Below are 19,353 nucleotides of genomic sequence, written 5' to 3'. Positions count from 1 at the left end.
GCGACCCCGCCGCACGACGACAGAGGAGAACGACCATGAAGTACATGCTGCTCATCAACGCCCCCGCCGCGGAGACCCCGGAGTGCGACGTGCCCTCGTTCGAGGACTGGGCCGCCTACGACAAGGCCGTCCGTGAGGCGGGCGTCTTCGTCGCCGGTGAGTCGCTGGCCGACCTGACCACCGCCACCGCGGTCCGCGTCGACTCCTCGGGCGGCCGGACGGTCACCGACGGGCCGTTCGCCGAGACGCGCGAGGTCCTCGGCGGCTTCTACGTCATCGACGTGCCCGACCTCGACGTCGCGCTCGACTGGGCGGCCCGCTGCCCGGGAGCCCGCGCCGGCTCCGTCGTGATCCGTCCGGTCGCCGAGTTCGACGTCTGAGCCGTGGACCGGCCCGCCCCCGATCCCGCCGCCGCGGCTCCGGTCGGCTCCTCCGTGGAGGCGATCTTCCGCGAGGAACGCGGCCGGCTGCTCGCCGCGCTGGTACGCCGCTTCGGCGACCTCGACCTGGCCGAGGAGGTCACCTCGGAGGCGATCGAGGCGGCCCTGGTCCACTGGCCGGCGAGCGGCGTCCCGCGGAAGCCCGGCGCCTGGCTGATGACCACGGCCAGGCGCCGGGCCGTCGACCGGCTGCGCCGCGACCGCGCGTACGCCGCCCGCCTGGCCCTGCTGCAGGTGGAGGCCGAGCGCGCGGCGGGCGCGCCGCCCGCCGATCCCGGCGGCGAGCTGCCCGACGAGCGGCTGCAGCTGTTCTTCACCTGCGCCCACCCCGCGCTGCCCGCCGAGGACCGCGTCGCGCTGACCCTGCGCTGCCTGGCCGGGCTGAACACCCCGGAGGTCGCCCGTGCCTTCCTGCTTCCGCAGGCCACCATGGCCAAGCGGATCGTCCGCGCCAAGAACAAGATCCGCCAGGCGCGCATCCCGTTCCGCGTGCCGGATCCGCACGAGCTGCCCGAGCGGCTGCCGGGCGTGCTCCAGGTGATCTACTCGATCTTCACCGAGGGGTACGCCGCCAGCTCCGGCCCCGACCTCCAGCGGCTCGACCTGGCCGAGGAGGCGATCCGGCTGGCCCGCATCCTGCGCCGCCTGCTGCCGGGCGAACGCGAGGTCGCCGGCCTGCTCGCGCTGATGTTGCTGATCCACGCCCGGCGCGCCGCCAGGACGGGCCCCGGCGGCGGGCTCGTCCTCCTCGACGAGCAGGACCGCGGCCGCTGGGACCGCACGATGATCGAGGAGGGCCAGGCCCTGGTGGTCGCCGCGCTCACCGGCGGCCCGCCCGGCTTCTACGGTGTGCAGGCCGCGATCGCCGCCCTGCACGACGAGGCCGCCGACGTCGCGACCACCGACTGGCCGCAGATCGTGGCGCTGTACGACGTGCTGCTGCGCATCGACCCCTCCCCGGTCATCGCGCTCAACCGGGCGGTCGCCGTGGCGCTGCGCGACGGCCCGGAGCAGGGGCTCGCGCTGCTCGGCGAGCTGGCCGGCGAGCCGCGGCTGCGCGGCTACCCGCCGTACGCGACCGCGCGGGCGGAGCTGCTGTGGCGGCTGGGCCGCGCGGGCGAGGCCGCGGCGGCCTACCGGGAGGCGCTCGCCCTGGCCGGCACCGAGCCGGAACGGGCCCACCTCCGACGCCGGCTGCGCGAGTGCGAGACCGCCGGCTGAGACCCCGGCAGCCCCCTCATCCTGAAATATCGCGCTATATGCGCGTGCCATTTCGCCCCGAAAGGAGGGAAATGCCCTTTTCTATTTCTGGGTCTCAGTGAATAACGGCTGTCTCAAGCGTTGGAGATCTTCTATGGTGGGGCGCTGACCATGGCAAGGAGATGTTCACGTAATGAGATTTCTCGAACGAACCCCCCGCAAGACCGGCGTCGTCGCGGCCGTCGCACTGGCCGGCGGCTTACTGACCGCCGTCCCCGCCAACGCGGCCACGACGGCCACGACGGAGCGGGCCGGCGTCGCGGTGTCCCAGAGCGCCGCCGCGGCCCGCCCCGCCAACGGCCGCATCATCTACGACCGCTACAGCGGCGGCCTGGGCCGGCTGACGATCAAGAACGGCACCGCGAAGGACGGCGTGGTCACCCTGGTCAGGGGGAAGACCAAGGCGATCAGCATCTACGTGCGAGCCCGCTCCACCGCGAGCATCAAGGACGTCAGGGACGGCACGTACCGGATCTACTTCACCACCGGCTACCGCTTCAGCACCTCCAAGGGCCGCTTCACCCGCAGCGCCGTCTACCAGCGCTTCGACCGGCGGCTGACGTACGTCACGACCGCCACCGCGGCGCGGGTCTGGACCCTCACCCTCAACGTGGTCAGGGGCGGCAACGCCACCACCAGCCCCATCAACCCGAAGGACTTCCCCTGACGGGTGGTCCCGGGGCTTCCCGGCCAGGAGATCACCGCCGTAATCTCGTGGGGTGACCAGGGCCGCGGCCGTTCGCCTGGACGAGCCACCCGGCGGGCGAGGCCGGCGGTGTAACGCCGACCGGCTTTTCGGAGGAGGGCGATGACGACCCCGACGATGCCGGCGGTCGACACGGGCCCACACGTCCCAGGGCGGGCGCTGGCGTTCGCGTGCGCGCCGTTCGCGGCGGTGACCGCGCTCGCCCTGGTGGTGGCCGGGCCGGGCGAGGTCGGCGCGCGGCTCGGCGTGGCGGCGATCCTCGCCGCCACGCTCCTGCTGCCGGGCCTGGCGCTCACCGTGCCGGCCGTGCTGGCCCGGCGGGTGGACGGCCCGCGCCCGCTGCTGGTCGCCGCCGGGCTGACCGCGCTGACCACCTTCGGCCTCATCGGGACGCCCGACCTCGGGTTCTTCGGCGGCCTGGAGCGCAACTGGCAGGGCAGGCTGATCGACCTGGCCATGGTGACGCTGCTGTTCGCGCTGGCCGGCCCCGTCCTGCGCGAGCGCTCCGGCCTGACCGTGCGCACGGCGCCCGGCTCGGCGCGGCCGGTGGCGGTCACCGCCGTCGTCACCGTCCTGCTCTACACACTGCTCAACTGGGCGAACGGCGTCGCGACGGCTGGCCCGACGTTCGAGAACCTGCTGTTCCAGCTCACGTTGCCCGGCACCACCGAGGAGCTGTTGTGGCGGGGAGCGCTGCTCGCGCTGCTCGACCACGTCTTCGGCCGCCCCTGGCGGGTGTTCGGCGCGCCGATGGGGTGGGGCGGCGTCATCGTGACGGCGGTGTTCGCGATCGGCCACGGCGTGCACGTCGGCGACGGCGGGATCGCGCTCGACCCGGTCGCGATCGCCGCCGTCGCCGTGATCGGGTCGATCCTGTGCTGGATCAGGGCCCGCTCCGGCGCGTTGTGGCCGGCGATCGTCACGCACATCGCGATCAACACGGCCATCGTCGCCGTGGCGGCCCTGCCCGGCTGAAATCCCGTTCCCCGCCGGGGCCCGCCGGATAAGGTCTGCGCAGGAAGGAGGCGGTGAGCGGGATGGATGAGCGCGTACGTCACCTGCTGGGAGCGGTCGCCGGACTGGCCGCGCTCGTGCCCCTCTGCTCCCTCGCCGAAGCCGCCGCCCGAGCCCTGCGCACGGGCAACGCCGCCTTCGCGCCCGCGCCCGCCGGGCTCGGCTACCTCGCCGCGGTCGCCGTCCTCGTCACGCTGCTGACCGCCTGGCCCGCCGCCGCGCTCGCCTGCGGCGTGCCGCTCGCCGCCACGGGCACGCTGTTCGCCCTCGACCTCGACGCCGCCATGGGCCTGGCCGGCACCCTGCCGGGCGCGGAGGTCGGCGAGCCGCCCGGCACCCTGGCGGGGGTCACCGGCCTGTACGCGCTGCTCGGCGTGCTGCTCCTGCTCTCGCCGCTGAGGCGGGCCCTGCGGCGGCCCAGCTGATCAGCGCCGTGATCAGCGCCGTGATGAGCGCGGCAGCTCGTCCAGCATGCTCAGCAGGTCCCACTCCGTCTCGCACACCCGCCGCCCGATCGCGGCCAGCTCGACCGACCGCGCGCCGCCGCGCAGGTGCCGCATCGCCTGCATGACGCAGATGACGCCCCACTTGAGCACCCCGAACGTCTCCCACCAGCGCAGCGCCTCCCGCTCGACCAGCTGCCCGCCGGAGCGCTCGTACCCCTCGATCAGCTCGTCGTAGCCGCCGAAGCCGCCCACCGGCAGCGGCGAGCCGAACCGCCACGCCTTCACGCACAGCCAGCCGAGGTCCTCCAGCGGGTCGCCGGCGTGGGCCAGCTCCCAGTCGAGCACCGCCCTGATCCCCTCGGGACCGATGATGAGGTTGCCGTTGCGGAAGTCGCCGTGCACGACCGTCCGGCGACCGCCGGGCGGCCGGGTCGCGGCCAGCCGGCGCAGCGCCAGCTCGAACACCGGATGCGGCTGGCCCAGCTGGTCCAGCACGTCGCGCCAGCGCAGCAGCGGATCCTGCCCGCCGTCGTCGGGCACCGAAGACAGCGGCATCCGGTGGATCGCGGCCAGCGCCTGCCCGCACTGCCGGGCCAGCCGCGGCCGGGCCGCCGCGTACGCGTCGTCGCGCAGGATCTTGCGCGGGATCGTCTCGCCGGGCACGCGCGTCATGAGGATGTACGTCTCCCCGCAGGCCACGATCCGCGGCACCGGCACCCCGGCGCCCGCCGCGGCCCGCATCAGCCGCGCCTCGGCCGCCAGCCCCCACCCGGCCGCCCCGCCGCCCTCGGGAGGCGCGCCGGGGGAGTCCAGCCGCAGGATCAGCTCGTGCCGTCCCCCGCCGGGGGTGACGGCGTCCAGGGCCCAGGTCTCGCGGGAGGCGCCGCCGGGCAGCCGCGTGCTGGACGCGATCGCCGCCCCGTCGCCGAGCGCCTTACGCACGATCGCGAGCAGATCGGTCATCGAAGGCCGAACTCCCAGCCGCCGCCCGCCGCGTACGCACCCAGGATGCGCCGCCCGACCGCGTCGATGTGCACCTCGTCGGGACCGTCGTAGATGCGGCCGGCCCTGGCGTGCCGGTACATCCGCTCCAACGGCGTGTCGGGGGTCAGCCCCGCGGCGCCGTACACCTGGATGGCGCGGTCGATGACGTTGTGCAGCATCCGCGCACCCACCACCTTGATCGCCCCGATCTCGACCCTGGCCTGCGAGCCCGCGTCGATCGTCTCGGCGGCGTGCAGGGTGAGCAGGCGCGCGGACTGGATCTCGGTGTAGGAGTCGAAGACGTGCTGCCGCATGAGCTGCTTGGCCGCCAGCGGCTCGCCGAACGCCTGCCGTTCGTGCAGCCTGCGGCACATCAGGTCGAAGGCCCGCTGCGCCTGCCCCAGCCAGCGCATGCAGTGGAAGACGCGCCCGGGGCCGAGCCGCCTCTGCGCGATGACGAACCCCTGGCCGCGCGCCCCGAGCAGGTTGGAGGCGGGCACCCGGACGTCCTCGTAGCGCACCTCGCAGTGCGCCCCGCCGAGGCCCAGCACCGGCGTGTCGCGGACGATCGTGTAGCCCGGCGTGTCCGTCGGCACCAGGATCATGGAGAACGCCAGGTGCCGGGGCGCGTCCTGCTCGGTCCGGCACATCACCGTCGTGTACGCCGCCCGCGAGGCCCCGGTCGTGAACCACTTGTGCCCGTTGATCACCCACTCGTCGCCGTCGAGCACGGCCGACGTGGTGATCTGCGTCGGGTCGCTGCTGGAGACGCCCGGCTCGGTCATCGCGAAACTCGGCGAGATGTCGCCGCGCACCAGCGGCGCCAGGAAGCGCTCGCGCTGCTCGGGGGAGGCGTGCTCGTGCAGCATCAGCGAGTCCTGCAGCGTGTACGTCCCCAGCGCCAGCTGCCCGTACTCGCTGCGCCCCTGCACCTCGTTGACGTAGACGTAGTCGAGGAACGGCAGCCCGCCCCCGCCCAGCTCACGCGGGTGGCCGAGGGCCCACAGGCCCTCCTTCTTCGCCTGCGCGCGCAGCTCGCCCAGCAGCGCCGCGGCCTCGGGCCCGCCCGCGTGCAGCACCGGTTCCGCGGGCTCGACCCGCTCGGTCATGAACGCGTACACCGCGTCACGGATCGGGCGTACGCTCTCGGGCACGGCGAAGCTCATGAAACGATCTCAATATGGATCCGGGGCCGGGTCAACGGGTTCACGGCAGCCAGCTGACCCTGCCGTGCAGGAAGGCGTACCCGACGAAGGCCACGGCGTCGATGAGGGTGTGGGCGACGATCAGCGGCATCGCGCGGCCCCACCGCCGGTACGCCCACCCGAACACCAGCCCCATCACCACGTTTCCCACGAACCCGCCGAACCCCTGATACAGGTGGTACGACCCGCGCAGCAGCGACGACACCACGATGGCCTTCCACGGCCCCCAGCCGGCCTGGCCGAGCCGGTGCAGCAGGTAGCCGGCGACGATCACTTCCTCCAGCACCCCGTTCTGCGCCGCCGCGAGCAGCAGCACCGGCACCTGCCACCACACCTCGGGCAGCGCGCCGGGCACCACGGTCAGGTTCACCCCGAGCGCCCAGACCGCGAGGTAGAACGCCAGCCCCGAGCCCCCGATGGCCGCCGCCAGCACCGCGCCGCGGGCCAGGTCGGAGCCCGGCCGCCGGAAGTCGGTCCCGATCGTGCGCATCGACTCGCCCGAGCGCGCCAGCAGGTACGCCACCAGCCCGACCGGCGCCACCGCGATCGCGATCTGGACGAGCTGCAGCGTCAGGTCCAGCCACGGCCTGCCGGGCGCCATCGACCCGACGAGCACGGCCTGCTGACCCTGCAGCTCACGCGGCGCGGTCAGCGCCCCGATCAGCCGGACGAACGCCAGCAGCCCACTGGCGCCGAGTGAGACCGACAACACGACGAAGAGCTCGGCGTGGATGAGCCTGGGACTGAGCACAGGTGACGGGGCGAGGGGCGAGGCGGTGTGCATGGCCGCAGACTAGCCGTTACATGATCTAACCCAGATAAATCCTGAAATCTCGATCAGCGGCGGAACGCGAACGGTGTCCCGTCGAACGTGCCCGACACGGCCGGACGCCCGTGCGGGGTGAACGCCGTCCACGACAGCTCGACCCGATGGGCCCGCGAGACCTCGAGTGAGGCGACGGCGCGACCGTCCGGCGTGAGCGTGATCCGCCCGCTCACCGCCACCCCGGGCACGAAGACGGCCCGGTCCAGCGTGATGACCCCGTCCCCGAGGGCGACCTGGCCGCCCCGCAACCCGGGCTGCTCCGTCATGAGTGCGTGGACCAGGTTGTCCGGGTTGCGCCGCGCCACGGCGTCGGCCGCGGTGGCGAACGCCGCCGCGAGCACCCGCCGCCGCCCCGCGTCCAGCCCCGGCACGGGCGCCGGTGCCACCTCGCCCAGTGACCGCGGGAACGCCCCGGTCGCCCGGTAGTTCTCCGCGTCGCACCGCACGTCCGGCACCCGGTGGCGGGTCACGAACGACCGCAGCACCGCGCGCACGCACTCTCCGGCCGCGCCGGCGCCCCAGGCGAGACTGTGCGTGCCGAAGGGGACCCGCACGAAGGTCGCGCCGGGGAAGACGCGCATCGCCCGCGCCACCTCCGCCGGCGTGTGCGTGTCGAAGTCGCCGCCGACCACCAGGACCGGCACGTCCGGCAGGTCCGCGCCGGTCGGCAGCACCGGGCTGGGACGTGGCGTCGGCCAGCGCACGCAGAACTCCAGGGTGGCCCGCACGTCGAGACCCAGGTCGGCCGGCGTGTACGGGGCCAGCGGCCGTTCCCGCTCGTGGTGCGCGGCGAGCTGCTCCAGCCGCTCGTCCGGACCCGCCTCCCGGTCGAACGGGAAGCCTCCGTCACCGCACCGGTAGGCCAGGTAACCGGCCCACTGCGCACCCTCGATCGGCTGGCTCGGAGCGCCGGACAACGCGCGGGTCAGCCGTCGCAGCGGCTCGGGATCGCCGGCGAGGTAGGCGGTGGCCGCGGCGTTCAGCTCCCGGCCGAACACCGGCTCGCTCACGCGTTCCACGGCCCTGAGCGTGATCAGCGGCACCTCTGGGTCGGGATGCCCGCGCAGGTGCGCGACCAGCCGCGCGTAGGTGCGGCCCGGCGTGCCGGGCAGCGCGCGGCAGGCCCGCGACCGCTCGCAGACGACGTCGAGGAGGTCCGGCCGGGAGCGCAGCGGCCACTGCGCGTAGCCGTCCCCCGACGTGATCACCGTGCTGTCCAGGAACGCCGCGGCCAGGCCCTCCGGGTGGCGGGCGGCGTACGCCTGGGCGTAGACGGTGCCGTACGAGTTGCCGTAGAAGGTGACCGGGCCGGCGCCGAGCGCCCGGCGTACCGCGTCCATGTCGTGGACCGCCTGGTCGGCGGTGAAGAAGCGGGCGCGCGGTCCCAGGTGGGCCGCGCAGGCGGCGATGGTGTCCGGTTCGGCGAGGTTGAGACCCGGGCAGAGCAGCGGGGACGACTCGCCCAGGCCGCGCGGGTCGACGACGAGGAGGTTGCGGTGGTCGAGCGCCGGGCCGAGCGCCTGCTGGACGCGTGGCACGCCGGGCAGCGCGGGCAGCGGGCCGCCGGGGTTGGCGAGGATGGTGCCGGTCGCGGCCTTCGCGGCGGGGATCCAGGCGAAGGCGACCTCGATGCGTTCGGAGGCGGGGTCGTCCCAGTCGAGCGGGACCGGCAGCGTGCCGTCGCACCGCGTCTCGGCGCGGGCGCACTCATGTAAGGCATCGGACGCATGGGGGACCGCGGGCATGAGCGCCGCGGCGAGGGCGAGGCTCAGGAGGGCTTTGATGGTCACCCTGCCACCCTCACCCGCGAAATCCGGCGAATCCTCCGACCCCTGGACGATTCCGTCTTGGGATCAGGCTCCTACTCTGCTAATGAGGTGCTTGTGACGCGCACCGAACCGCATGACGTCCCCACCGCCGCCGAGCTCGTGGCCGCCGTACGCGACTTCCTCCAGAGCGACGTGCTGCCGGCCGTCGAGGGCCGGGTCCGCTACCACACCCGGGTGGCGGTGAACGTGCTCGGCATGGTCGAGCGGGAGCTGGAGCTCGGCCCGGCGCAGGCCGCGGAGCACGCCGCCCGCCTGGCCGAGCTGGGCGTGGCCGACGACGCCGAGCTGGCCGCCGCCATCCGCGACGGCCGCGTGCCCGACGACGGCCCGCTCCTCGCCGTGCTGGAGCAGGCCGTACGCGCCAAGCTGGAGGTCGCCAATCCCGGTCACCTCACCCGCGACTGACGGCCCGCCCCCGCCGTGGGAGGGCGGGCCGGCGGGGTCAGTGCGAGCCGGCCAGGTCCAGGTCCTTGACGTCGGGGTCGCCCTCGTCGGCGAAATAGTCGCCGCGCCTGGTCGCGTCCTCGCCGTCGGCCACCTTGGCGGCGCGGAAGATCAGCGTGCCGATCACCGCCACCACCAGGTTGACGGCCAGCGCCAGGAACCCGGCGTAGATCGTCATCGTGGTGTCGAAGCCGAGGTTCTGCAGGCCGAACGCCGAGCCGCCGAAGTGCTGCTTGCCGTTGGCCGGGTTGGGGATGAGGTAGAGCATCCACATGCCCGCCGCCAGGCCGGCCGCCCAGCCCGCGATCAGGCCGCCCTTGTGGAACCAGCGCGTGTACAGGCCCAGCGCCACCGAAGGCAGCGTCTGCAGGATGATCACGCCGCCGATGAGCTGCAGGTCGATCGAGAACTGCGGGTCCAGCAGCAGGATGCAGAGCACCGCGCCCACCTTGACCACCAGCGACACCAGCTTGGAGACGTTGGCCTCCTGGGCGTCGGTGGCGTCCTTGTTGATGTATTCGCGGTAGATGTTGCGGGTGAACAGGTTCGCCGCCGCGATCGACATGATGGCGGCCGGGACGAGCGCGCCGATGCCGACGGCGGCGTAGGCGACGCCGGCGAACCAGTCGGGGAACATCTGGTCGAACAGCACCGGCACGATCGTGTTCGTGTCGGCCTTGCCGTCCGTCGTCACCGGCTTGGTCCCGGCGGCGATCGCCATGAAGCCGAGCAGGGCGATGAGGCCCAGCAGGAAGCTGTAGGCGGGCAGGGCCGACATGTTCCGCTTGATGACGTTGCGGTTCTTGGAGGCCAGCACGCCGGTGAGGCTGTGCGGGTAGAGGAACAGCGCCAGCGCCGAGCCGAACGCCAGCGTGATGTACTGGAGCTGGTTGGCCGCGGTGAGGGCGATGCCGTCGTTCGGGTTCGGCGTCGCGTCGAACTTGGCCTTGGCCGCGTCGAAGATCGAGTCCCAGCCGCCCAGCTGCGCCGGGATGTAGATGACCGCCGCCAGGATCACGATGTAGATCAGCGAGTCCTTCACGAACGCGATCAGGGCCGGCGCGCGCAGGCCCGACTGGTAGGTGTACGCCGCCAGGATCGCGAAGGCGATGATGATCGGCAGGTGCCCGGTGATGCCCATCGCCTTGAGCACCGCCTCGATCCCGACGAGCTGCAGCGCGATGTACGGCATCGTCGCCACGAGCCCGGTGATCGCGATGACCAGGGCCAGCGTCGGGGACCCGAAGCGGGCCCGGACGAAGTCGGCCGGCGTGACGAACCCGTGCACGTGCGACACCGACCACATGCGCGCCAGCACGAGGAAGACCAGCGGATACACCACGACCGTGTACGGCAGCGCGTAGAAGCCCAGGGCTCCGGAGCTGAAGACGAGGGCGGGCACCGCGACGAAGGTGTAGGCGGTGTACAGGTCGCCGCCGACCAGGAACCAGGTGATCCAGGAGCCGAAGCTCCGCCCGCCCAGGCCCCATTCGTTCAGGCTGGCCAGGTCGTTCGGGCGGCGCCAGCGGGCGGCCACGAAGCCCATGCCGCTGACGATCAGGAACAGGACGACGAAGACGACCAGCTCGGTCGTGTGCGCGCTCACTTCGTCATCCTGTAGACGAGCGTGGTGGTGGCGACGCCGACCACGATGAAGGCGATCTGGAGCCAGTAGAAGAGCGGGAAGCCCAGCAGGCGGGGCTCGTCGGCGTTGTACAGGAACGTCAGCAGCGGCAGCACGATCGGCAGGACCAGCAGCCAGTTCCACGGGCTGCGGTCGGTACGCGGCTGCCCGGGTTCCCCGGTAGTCATCGACCCTCCGATGAGTGGATCAGGAGCCGGATGTCACCGTCTCCTGACGTGTAGTCAATGGAGGGAGGTTAGCTTTACGGGGTTATTAACCCCAATGTCGTGCATATTACGGTTTGGCCTAAAATATGAGGCTTATCTCGATATGTGAGACGCATTCCTGAAGGCCGCACGATCCGCAACCTGCACCTTAACCACAGCGAGGCGGCCGCGGTCAGCGCGTGATCGCCGAATGGTCGCTCAGCCGCGCCGAACGGCGAACCCGCCGGGAAAGATGACAGGAGATGTCGGCTTTCCCTGGCACGATCGGCCGCATGATTGTTGTGGTGGCGGGAGCGACCCGCGGAACCGGACGAGGCATCGCGGTCGCGCTGGGCGAGGCCGGCGCGACCGTCTACTGCACGGGCAGGAGCACGCGCGAGGCGCGCTCGGAGCTGAACCGGCCGGAGACCATCGAGGAGACCGCCGAGCTGGTCACCGCGGCCGGCGGCACCGGCATCGCCGTGCGGACGGACCACCTCGACCCGGCCCAGGTGGCCGAGCTGGCCGACCGCGTCAGGAGCGAGCAGGGCCGGCTCGACGTGCTGGTCAACGACGTGTGGGGCGGCGACCCCCTGTGGGAGTGGGACACCCCCGTCTGGGAACACGACCTCGCCAAGGGCCTCAGGCTGCTCCGGCTGGCCGTCGACACCCACATCATCACCAGCCGCCACCTCTTCCCTCTCCTCGTCGAGCACGAGGGCGGCCTGGTCGTCGAGGTCACCGACGGCACCAAGGAGTTCAACGAGACGCGTTACCGGGACAACGTCTACTACGACCTGGCCAAGACCTCGGTCAACCGGCTGGCGTTCGCCTGGTCGCACGAGCTGCGCCCGCACGGCGGCACGGCCGTCGCGGTCACTCCGGGCTTCCTGCGCTCGGAGGCGATGCTCGACAACTTCGGCGTCACGGAGGACAACTGGCGCGCGGCCGAAGCGGATCCGACCTGGATGGTCTCCGAGACGCCGCTCTACACCGGCCGCGGCGTGGCCGCCCTCGCCCGCGACCCCGACCGGCGGCGGTGGACGGGCGGCTCCGTCACCAGCGGCGACCTCGCCGCCGCGTACGGCGTCACCGACGCCGACGGCAGCCGCCCGCAGGTCTGGCGGTACATCACCGAAGTGCGGGAGAAGGGCGGCGAGGCCGGCTGGGAGGATTACCGCTGATCCCGGCCGCCGTCCCGGAGGCCTACGGCTGATCCCGGACGCGGCCGGAGGCCTATGGCTGATCCCCATAGAGCGCGGCCATCCGGGCGGCGGCCCGCGCGGCCATCGCCCGCAGCTCCGGCGGGCCGAGCACCTCCGCCTCCGGCCCGAACCGCAGCACCTGCGCGTACGCCACCTCCACCGACTCCACCGCCAGCCGCACGGTCCCGTCGGGCCGCAGCGAGGCCAGGGCGTCGGCGAGCGCGGCCGGGTCGGCGATGTGCCGCAGCATGCGCACCCCGCGCTCGCTCAGCCGCAGCGTGACGACGTCCCGCAGCAGCGAACGGGTGAACGCCGCCGACCGCTCCTTCCAGTACGCCGCCAGGTCGAAGCCCGGATCCCGCTCGAACGGCTCGTCCAGCAGCGCGACCTCGCCGAACCGGTGCACCCGGAAGATCAGGAACCGCTCCTTCAGCCGGGCCGCCAGGTACCAGGCCCCCGCCTTCAGCACCAGCCCGTACGGCTCCAGCACCCGCTCGGCGTCCTTGTACACGGCCGCCACCCGCCGGTCGTTCCACACCGCCCTGGCCAGCGGCGCCAGCGCGGGCGGCGGCGGGTCGTCGCCCGCGAACCAGCCCGGCGCGTCCAGGTGGAAGCGCTGCGCCGCGACGGCCGGCGCGTCGCGCAGCCGGGGGGATAGCGCGGCGGCGGCCTTCAGCCGGGCCGTGGCCGCCACCTCCTCCAGCCCCATTTCGCGCAGCGCGGCCGGCACCCCCGACAGGAACAGCGCCTCCGCCTCGGCCCGGTCGAGCCCGGTCAGGCGGGTGCGATAGCCGTCCAGCAGCCGGTAGCCGCCGCCCCGGCCCCGGTCGGCGTACACCGGCACACCCGCCGCCGACAGCGCGACCACGTCACGGTGCACCGTGCGCTCGGAGACCTCCAGCTCCCCGGCCAGCTCCGCCGCCGTCATCCCACCCCTGGTCTGCAGCAGCAGGACCAGCGACATCAGCCGCGAGGCGCGCACAGCGGAAGCACCACCGCGGACGGGCGGCCGGGGGAGTGGAACACCTCGACGTCGGCGGGCACCATCCGCCCGCCGCTCGGCAGCGGGTCGCCCGTGCCGGGATTGCGGGCGATGGTCGGGTACGCCCCCGCCGCCACGTGCACCCGGATCCGATGGTCGCGCCGGAACCGGTGCCCGATCGGCCACAGATCGACCTCGACCCGCCGGACGCCGTCCGCCCCGTCCTCGGGGCCGAGCCGGCGCACCCCCTCGCACACGTTCAGCGACCGCCCGTCCGGGTGCACGTCGCACACCCGTACCACCACGTCCACGTACGGCGTGCCGGCGCGGACGAACAGCTCCGCGCGGACCGGCCCGATCGCCTCCACGTCCGCGTCGAGCGCCGGGGAGCTGTAGACCAGCACGTCACGGCGCTGCTCCAGCCGCCGCTGATCGCGCGGCCGGGAGTCGGCCAGCAGCACCGGCCCGCCGATCACCGGTGTCGGATGCGACGGGTGGTAGCGGAAGCGGTCGGGCCCCGACTCGCGCGGCGCCTCCACCCCGAGCCCGAACCCGTGCTGCAGGTGCCAGCGCTGCTCCCACATGCCCGGCACCGGCCAGTCGGGGTAGTCGCGCCACTCCCCGGCGCCCGTCACGTAGATCCGCACCGGGTCGGGCCGCAGCCCGGAGAAGTCGCCGAGCAGATGCGCGCGGAACCAGGCCGACGCCTCGGCCATCGACGGCTTCCCGTGCCGCGAGTCGACGTGGTACCAGGGCCCGATCGTCAGGTACGGCCGACGCCCCGCCGCCCGCAGCGCCGCGTAGTCCTTCAGCTGCCACGGCAGGAACACGTCGTACCAGCCGCCCAGCATGGTGACCGCCGCGTCGACCTCACCCACCTTCGCGGAGAAGTCCCTCTTCTCCCAGTACGGCGCGGCGGGGTCGGCGTGATGCGTCAGCAGGTCGCGGTAGAAACGCAGCGGCCGCCCGGCCGAGGCCACGTCCAGCTCGGCCACCGGCCGCCCCGACAGGACCGCGCGGCGGGTCAGCCGGGGCGCGGTGAAGCCCGCCGCGACGCCGAACCGGCGCGACATGCCGTCGGTCAGGGTGGTCCAGCTCAGCGCCGACTCCAGCGCGAACGCGCCGCCCACGTACGCGGCGTCCCGGAACTGCGAGGCGGTGACCTGCAACGCCATGGCCTTCAGATCGGGCCCGGCGTACGGCGCGATCGCCCACTGCGCGTAGCCCAGGTAGGACGGGCCGAACATGGCGAACGAGCCGCCGTACCAGGGCTGCTTGCGCAGCCACGCCACGGTCGCCAGGCCGTCGTCGTGCTCGTCGCCGAGCGGGTCGAGCAGGCCGCCGGAGCCGAATCCGCCGCGGCAGCTCTGCAGCACGACGTGGAAGCCCTGCCGGGCGAAGCCGCGGCCGTAGTACCAGCCGAACATCCCGCGCCGCCCGTACGGCGAGCGCACCAGGATGACGGGCGCCGGCCCGCCGTGGCCGGGGGCGTAGTGGTCGGCCAGCAGCGTCACGCCGTCGGGCATCGGCACGCGAAGATTCCGCTCCAGCCGCACACGTCTCATGTACCAACCAGTAACAGATCCGGCCCGCCCGACGGAACCCGGGGGCGCTCAGCCGAGCCGGACCGCGATGTCGCTGACCTGATGGGCCGCTGGGAACGTTCCGACCGCCACGGCGCCACCGGTGAGCAGGTCGATCCGGTAGAAGCGGTACGCGCCGCCGGACCTGATGGTCGCGTACGCCGTGTTCGCCACCGTCACGCCCCCGCGCAGCCGGCTGTGCACGTCGAACCCGGCGTCGGCCGCCGCGTTCACGCCGAGCTTCCCGGTCGGCGCCAGGTTGCCGGCGTTGGCGGGCGACTGCGCGGACACCTGGTCGGTCATGGTGTCCAGGTCGAACAGGGTCGTCGCGGTGCCCGCGGACAGGTCGTTGTTGGTGTAGGCGGCGCCGGTCACGCCGGTCGCGGTCTTCCCACTGGTGGCGGGCGGTACGGCCGGGTTCGTCAACGCCCCGTCACGGACCGTCACGCCGCTCGCCGGAGCGCCGGCCGGGTCGTCGATGTTGTGGCGCAGGTTCTGCCCGGTGTCGCTGATGACGCGCAGCCGGTTGGCCGCCGGGTTGAAGTCGACGCCGAACCGCCGCCCGGACAGCGGGACGGTGAGCTGTGAGACCTTGGTCGCTCGCGCCCTGCCGTCCAGGGTGTAGACGCCGCCGCGGTCGCCGACGGCGTAGAGTTTGCGGTCCTGCACCCGGTGGTCGATGCCGACGACCCTGCGGTCGCCCCGCAGGCCGCTGATCCGGCCGACCCGGTCGACGGCCCGCGGGGCGCCGGCGTCGAAGACGACGAGCTCGCCCCGGGTGGTCAGCCCGGTGACCCGCGGCCCGCTGCCAGGTCTGCGGGCCCGGGACGTCGCAACGGTGCTGGGCCTCGGCGGGCGCGGCCAGGATCGCGCCCGCGCCGAGCACGGCGGCGGCGAGCGCCAGTTGCTTGCGCATGAGATCTCCTCGTGTTGGGGGTGTCGTCTTGTCCCCTTTCTTCGCCTGCCGGACAGGCGCGGATGCGTACGGACGAACCCGGCCCGACGACGGCCCGCCACACGGAAGAGCCCGCCCCGCCGCGAAGGGCGGGACGGGCTCCTGCCGTTACGGGGCCGTGCGGTCGGGCCGTTCGGAGACGCGCACGGCGTTCACCAGCGTCGCGCCCTGCCGGCTCGCGAAGCGCACGTTGAGCTGCCCGTCGGTCACCTCCACCGTGTACTGCCTGGTCACCGCGGTGTACGTGCCCGCCTCCAGGGCCAGGTCGAGCGCCGGGATCGCCAGTTGCCCCTCGACCAGCACGTCGAACACCCGCTTGCCCATCCGGGTGTTCTCGATCTCGGCGAAGTCCAGCTCCACCGTGTAGACGCCGTCCGGGACGCCGTCGAAGCGGTACTCCAGCATGTCCTCCCGCGCCGTCCGGAACAGCCCCTGGTCGGGGGTGCCGGAGATGGTCCTCGACGTGCTCCGCGCCCGGCTGGACGTGCTGACGTAGCCGTGACCGCCCTGGGTGTAGCGCCGGTCGGGCGTCCAGGTGTCACCGGCGCTGTCCAGGAAGCTCCGCGAGGCGCCCACGTCCACGGCCACCTGGTGCTCGGGCACCACGACCGTCACCGCCACCTCGATGGCCGGCTGCCGGCCGCTGGCCGACTCGACCACCAGCGTGCCCTCGCGGAACGTCCCCGGCGCGACCCCGTCGCTGGCCACCTCGACCTCCAGGGTCACCGACTCGCCCCGGTCCAGCTCGCCGCCGGCCGGCGTGACGGAGAACCACGGCCCGCCCGTCACCGTGTACGGCGTCGGCGCGCCCAGGTTCGTCAGCTCCAGCGTCCGGGTACGGCTCTGCCCGGCCGGCATGACGACCGTCAGCTCCGCCGCCGACGCGCTCACCCGGCCGGTGACCAGCGCCGTGTCGATCCGCGTCACCGACGCCGGGGCCACCGTGACCGCCTGCGTGAAGGTGCCGTAGTGCTCCTTGGACACCACGACCTCGTAGTCGCCGGCCGGCACCTGCCCGTAGAAGGCGCCGTCCTCGCCGGTCGTGAACGTGGCAGCGTCGCCGATCAGCACCGCCGCCCCGGCGATGGGGTCGCCGTCGTTGGCGTCGGTGACCGTGCCGGTGACCAGGCCGTGCCTGCTCGCGGTGAACGTCAGGCTCTGCCCGCTGGACAGCGCCGCCTCCTCGTAGGAGTACAGCAGGGCGTCGTCGCCGGTCGCGTTCTCGACGCCGACGGTGGCGCTGGAGCCCTGGTCGCGCTCGCTCTCGATGTCCTTGTACCGGAACCCGATCGAGCCGTCCTCGCCCAGCAGCGCCGCGAACGACACCCGCTGGCCGGTCTCGTTGTAGAAGGTGACGTCGCGCCACTCGACCACGAACGTCCGGCGCGGCGCCGTGCCCGTCACCGCCGTGTAGATCCCGGCCTGCGCATCCACCAGGTCGTCCCAGTACGGGTAGACCGCGTTGTTCGGGATGCCGGTGCTCGGCAGCCGCCCGTTGCCGCCGGTCGTCACCCGCCCCTCGGCGAACGTGAGGTATCCGTTCGTGCCGATCCAGGCCCGGTCGTGCCCGGTGCCGTAGAACGGGACCCGGAACGGCAGCGTGATCTGCTGGGCCTCGTCGTCGCCGGTCAGCGTCAGCCGCTCGGTGCCCGCGACGTACTCCTGCCGGCCGCTCACGCACGTGTAGCCGAAGTCGTCGCCGCGCAGCGGCAGCTCGATGTCCCGCACGACGTCCCCGCCCACCGTGACCTCCGCCGTGGCGCCGCTGGAGCAGCGCGAGACCGGCGTGACCTCCAGCTCGTACGCGCCGTGCGGCAGCCGCAGGCTGTAGCGGCCGGCGGCGTCGGTCACCGCGCTCACCGGCGTCCCGGCCGCGGCGACCGTCGCGCCCTGCTCCGGCGTGCCCGCCGTCGTCACCGTGCCGGACACCGTGCCCGCCGCCTGCGCGGTCATGGGAACGTCGGCGCTCGCCTCCTGGTCGGCCGCGATCGTGATCTCCGCGGTGGCGCTGTCGTAGCCGAACTTCTCCGCGGTCAGCCGGTAGGCGCCCGGCAGCAGGCGCGGCAGGGCGTACGCGCCGTCCGCGCCCGTCACGACCCTGCGGGTCAGCGGGCCGGTCACCGTGACGGTCACCCCGGAGACGGGCTCACCGCCCGCGCTCACCGTGCCGGACAGCCGCCCCAGGCCCTCGTCCGGAGCGGCCCGCACGGCGGCGTAGGTGTCCAGCCGGCCCTCGCCCCAGATGTTGTTGTCCTGCGCGGTGCCGCCGCAGCCGGTGTCCGCGACGTCGATCGCCGTGCTGTCCAGCAGCGGACGGGTGGCCGCCACCGCGCCCTCCAGGCCCGGCGAGCCCGACCAGATCAGCGCCACCGTGGCCGCCACGTGCGGCGAGGCCATCGACGTGCCGGTGTAGCTGGCGTAGGTGTTCCCGGGGGTCGAGGAGCGCACGTTGACGCCGGGGGCGGCGATGTTCGGCTTCGTCTCGCCGTTCTCGCCCTCGCCCTTGCTGGAACGGGCGTACAGCGCGTTGTTCACGTCGAAACCGCCGGCGCTGTAGGAGATCTCGTACTGGCCGGGGGAGCCGCTGGTGTCGCAGGCCGGTCCCTCGTTGCCGTTGGAGAAGGCCGGGAAGATGCCCGCCGCGACCCACGCCTCGACGGTCGGCTTGTACCACGGGTCGAACCCGTCGCCGCCCCAGGAGTTGTTGACGATGTGCGGCGCGAGATCCGGGCGGGGATTCCCGCCGTTCAGGTCGGTGGGGGCCAGGACCCACTGCCCGGCCGCCAGCAGCGAGGCGTCCGTGCAGGTGTTGACCTCGCAGCCCTTGGCGGCGATCCACGTCGCGCCCGGCGCCACGCCGATGCCGTTGGCGCCGGTCATCGTGCCCATGGTGTGCGTGCCGTGACCGTTGTTGTCGCACGGCACCCCGGGCGAGCAGACGCCCGCCGGGTCGAACCAGTTGTAGTCGTGCGTGTACGACCCGTCCGGGTTCCTGCCCCGGTACGACGCCGCCAGGTCGGGATGGTCGAACTGCACGCCGGTGTCGATGTTGGCGACCACGATGCCCTCGCCGCGGTTGCCCAGCTCGTCCCAGACGCGCGGGGCGTCGACGCGGTCGATGTTCCACTCCACCGCGTTCACCCTGGGCTCGGCGGGGCCGGCGTCGGGCTTGGGCACCGACAGCGTGCGCACCGGCTCGATGCCCTCGACCTCCGGCAGCGCGGCGATCTCGGCGGCGAGCTTCTCGCCGGCCGTCACCCGCACCGCGTTGACGATCCAGAACGGCGTGTAGTCGGCGTCGCGGGAGTCGAGCAGCTTGCGCACACCGGCCTGGGAGGTGCGCGCGTGCTCGGTCTTGGCTTCGAAGACCTGCTCGGCCTTGGCGTCCTTGGTGACGGCCCGGCGGGCGCCGCTCAGGTCGGCGTCCCCTTTCATCCGGACCCAGAAGGTGGCTTTGTCGTCCTGGTCCAGCTGCGCCTGGACAGCGGCGTCGATCTTGGCCGGATCGGGCGCCGCCTGTGCTACCGCCTGGGGTAACAACAGTGCGGCGGTGACGATCCCGGTCAGGATCGCGCGCCGGCGGAGGGTGTGGGGCACGGGCTCTCCTTCACGGCAGAGGGAGGCAGGTGATCTTTACGCCTCTG

At 73.1% G+C, this 19,353-nt stretch carries 17 protein-coding genes; 7 read left to right on the top strand and 10 right to left on the bottom strand.

The annotated features are described in order from the left end of the window. Window positions 1-35: 35 nt before the first annotated feature. The 5 genes from ACIBP6_RS13615 to ACIBP6_RS13595 all read left to right on the top strand — a co-directional run bounded on the left by ACIBP6_RS13615 (window position 36) and on the right by ACIBP6_RS13595 (window position 3,845). Window positions 36-380: a YciI family protein gene (locus tag ACIBP6_RS13615; RefSeq protein ID WP_397051921.1), complete on the top strand. Its 345-nt coding sequence runs from the start codon at window positions 36-38 to the stop codon at window positions 378-380. Between the two features lie 3 nt (window positions 381-383). Next, window positions 384-1,661 (top strand): RNA polymerase sigma factor, encoded by a 1,278-nt coding sequence (locus ACIBP6_RS13610; RefSeq protein WP_397051919.1) that lies wholly within the window; start codon window positions 384-386, stop codon window positions 1,659-1,661. Between the two features lie 172 nt (window positions 1,662-1,833). Then, entirely contained in the window at window positions 1,834-2,367 is a 534-nt protein-coding gene (locus tag ACIBP6_RS13605) for a hypothetical protein (RefSeq protein ID WP_397051917.1), read from the top strand. A gap of 141 nt (window positions 2,368-2,508) precedes the next feature. Next, entirely contained in the window at window positions 2,509-3,381 is an 873-nt protein-coding gene (locus ACIBP6_RS13600; protein ID WP_397051915.1) for a CPBP family intramembrane glutamic endopeptidase, read from the top strand. Between the two features lie 53 nt (window positions 3,382-3,434). Continuing rightward, on the top strand, window positions 3,435-3,845 hold the full coding sequence (locus ACIBP6_RS13595; RefSeq protein ID WP_397053427.1) for a hypothetical protein: 411 nt from the start codon (window positions 3,435-3,437) through the stop codon (window positions 3,843-3,845). Window positions 3,846-3,857: 12 nt separating this feature from the next. On the opposite strand, the gene ACIBP6_RS13590 is transcribed toward ACIBP6_RS13595, so the two are convergent. Genes ACIBP6_RS13590 through ACIBP6_RS13575 form a run of 4 tightly spaced genes read right to left on the bottom strand, consistent with a single transcriptional unit; the run spans window position 3,858 to window position 8,671 of the window. Next, on the bottom strand, window positions 3,858-4,829 hold the full coding sequence (locus tag ACIBP6_RS13590) for a phosphotransferase family protein (RefSeq protein ID WP_397051913.1): 972 nt from the start codon (window positions 4,827-4,829) through the stop codon (window positions 3,858-3,860). Next, window positions 4,826-6,016, bottom strand: a complete 1,191-nt coding sequence (locus tag ACIBP6_RS13585) for an acyl-CoA dehydrogenase family protein (RefSeq protein ID WP_397051911.1) — start codon at window positions 6,014-6,016, stop codon at window positions 4,826-4,828. Before ACIBP6_RS13585 ends, ACIBP6_RS13590 begins: the two co-directional genes overlap by 4 nt. Window positions 6,017-6,056: 40 nt before the next feature. Further along, a complete protein-coding gene (locus ACIBP6_RS13580) occupies window positions 6,057-6,839 on the bottom strand; it encodes a CPBP family intramembrane glutamic endopeptidase (RefSeq protein WP_397051909.1) in 783 nt (260 codons plus the stop codon). Window positions 6,840-6,892: 53 nt separating this feature from the next. After that, window positions 6,893-8,671, bottom strand: coding sequence for an alpha/beta fold hydrolase (locus tag ACIBP6_RS13575; protein ID WP_397051907.1), 1,779 nt, complete (start codon window positions 8,669-8,671; stop codon window positions 6,893-6,895). A gap of 93 nt (window positions 8,672-8,764) precedes the next feature. Between ACIBP6_RS13575 and ACIBP6_RS13570 the strand changes: the two genes are divergently transcribed. After that, on the top strand, window positions 8,765-9,115 hold the full coding sequence (locus ACIBP6_RS13570) for a DUF6285 domain-containing protein (RefSeq protein WP_132608904.1): 351 nt from the start codon (window positions 8,765-8,767) through the stop codon (window positions 9,113-9,115). Window positions 9,116-9,152: 37 nt separating this feature from the next. On the opposite strand, the gene mctP is transcribed toward ACIBP6_RS13570, so the two are convergent. Together mctP and ACIBP6_RS13560 are read right to left on the bottom strand one after the other, a co-directional pair. Next, complete coding sequence (mctP, locus tag ACIBP6_RS13565; protein ID WP_397051904.1) at window positions 9,153-10,760, bottom strand: monocarboxylate uptake permease MctP; 1,608 nt, start codon at window positions 10,758-10,760, stop codon at window positions 9,153-9,155. Then, a complete protein-coding gene (locus tag ACIBP6_RS13560) occupies window positions 10,757-10,966 on the bottom strand; it encodes a DUF3311 domain-containing protein (protein ID WP_111183040.1) in 210 nt (69 codons plus the stop codon). The genes mctP and ACIBP6_RS13560 overlap by 4 nt, the downstream gene beginning before the upstream one ends. A 311-nt stretch (window positions 10,967-11,277) precedes the next feature. Here ACIBP6_RS13560 and ACIBP6_RS13555 point away from each other — a divergent pair, with 311 nt between their 5' ends. Beyond that, on the top strand, window positions 11,278-12,168 hold the full coding sequence (locus ACIBP6_RS13555; protein ID WP_397051902.1) for an SDR family oxidoreductase: 891 nt from the start codon (window positions 11,278-11,280) through the stop codon (window positions 12,166-12,168). 52 nt (window positions 12,169-12,220) lie between these two features. Here the strand turns inward: ACIBP6_RS13555 and ACIBP6_RS13550 are convergent, their stop codons facing one another. From ACIBP6_RS13550 to ACIBP6_RS13535, 4 genes are read right to left on the bottom strand one after another with little or no spacing between them, the layout of a single operon-like run. Continuing rightward, window positions 12,221-13,171 carry a helix-turn-helix transcriptional regulator gene (locus ACIBP6_RS13550; protein ID WP_397051900.1) on the bottom strand — a complete coding sequence of 317 codons (951 nt, stop codon included), beginning with the start codon at window positions 13,169-13,171 and terminating at the stop codon, window positions 12,221-12,223. Beyond that, entirely contained in the window at window positions 13,153-14,736 is a 1,584-nt protein-coding gene (locus tag ACIBP6_RS13545; RefSeq protein ID WP_397051898.1) for a CocE/NonD family hydrolase, read from the bottom strand. Before ACIBP6_RS13545 ends, ACIBP6_RS13550 begins: the two co-directional genes overlap by 19 nt. A 48-nt stretch (window positions 14,737-14,784) precedes the next feature. Continuing rightward, window positions 14,785-15,771 carry a DUF4394 domain-containing protein gene (locus tag ACIBP6_RS13540; protein ID WP_397051896.1) on the bottom strand — a complete coding sequence of 329 codons (987 nt, stop codon included), beginning with the start codon at window positions 15,769-15,771 and terminating at the stop codon, window positions 14,785-14,787. Window positions 15,772-15,817: 46 nt separating this feature from the next. Continuing rightward, entirely contained in the window at window positions 15,818-19,306 is a 3,489-nt protein-coding gene (locus tag ACIBP6_RS13535; protein WP_397051894.1) for a S8 family serine peptidase, read from the bottom strand. Between the last annotated feature and the right edge of the window lie 47 nt (window positions 19,307-19,353).

It is taken from the genome of Nonomuraea terrae, from assembly GCF_044465245.1.
Classification (GTDB): domain Bacteria; phylum Actinomycetota; class Actinomycetes; order Streptosporangiales; family Streptosporangiaceae; genus Nonomuraea; species Nonomuraea terrae.
The sequence above is the reverse complement of the archived record's forward strand: the minus strand, read 5'-3'. Positions and strand labels throughout refer to the sequence as shown.

Bases quoted from the DNA above. Each gene is read 5' to 3' on its own strand.
- ACIBP6_RS13600 (WP_397051915.1), top strand. From the start codon at position 2,509: ATGACGACCCCGACGATGCCGGCGGTCGACACGGGCCCACACGTCCCA.
- ACIBP6_RS13580 (WP_397051909.1), bottom strand. From the start codon at position 6,839: ATGCACACCGCCTCGCCCCTCGCCCCGTCACCTGTGCTCAGTCCCAGG.
- ACIBP6_RS13615 (WP_397051921.1), top strand. From the start codon at position 36: ATGAAGTACATGCTGCTCATCAACGCCCCCGCCGCGGAGACCCCGGAG.
- ACIBP6_RS13585 (WP_397051911.1), bottom strand. From the start codon at position 6,016: ATGAGCTTCGCCGTGCCCGAGAGCGTACGCCCGATCCGTGACGCGGTG.
- ACIBP6_RS13545 (WP_397051898.1), bottom strand. From the start codon at position 14,736: ATGAGACGTGTGCGGCTGGAGCGGAATCTTCGCGTGCCGATGCCCGAC.
- ACIBP6_RS13555 (WP_397051902.1), top strand. From the start codon at position 11,278: ATGATTGTTGTGGTGGCGGGAGCGACCCGCGGAACCGGACGAGGCATC.
- ACIBP6_RS13560 (WP_111183040.1), bottom strand. From the start codon at position 10,966: ATGACTACCGGGGAACCCGGGCAGCCGCGTACCGACCGCAGCCCGTGG.
- ACIBP6_RS13605 (WP_397051917.1), top strand. From the start codon at position 1,834: ATGAGATTTCTCGAACGAACCCCCCGCAAGACCGGCGTCGTCGCGGCC.
- ACIBP6_RS13590 (WP_397051913.1), bottom strand. From the start codon at position 4,829: ATGACCGATCTGCTCGCGATCGTGCGTAAGGCGCTCGGCGACGGGGCG.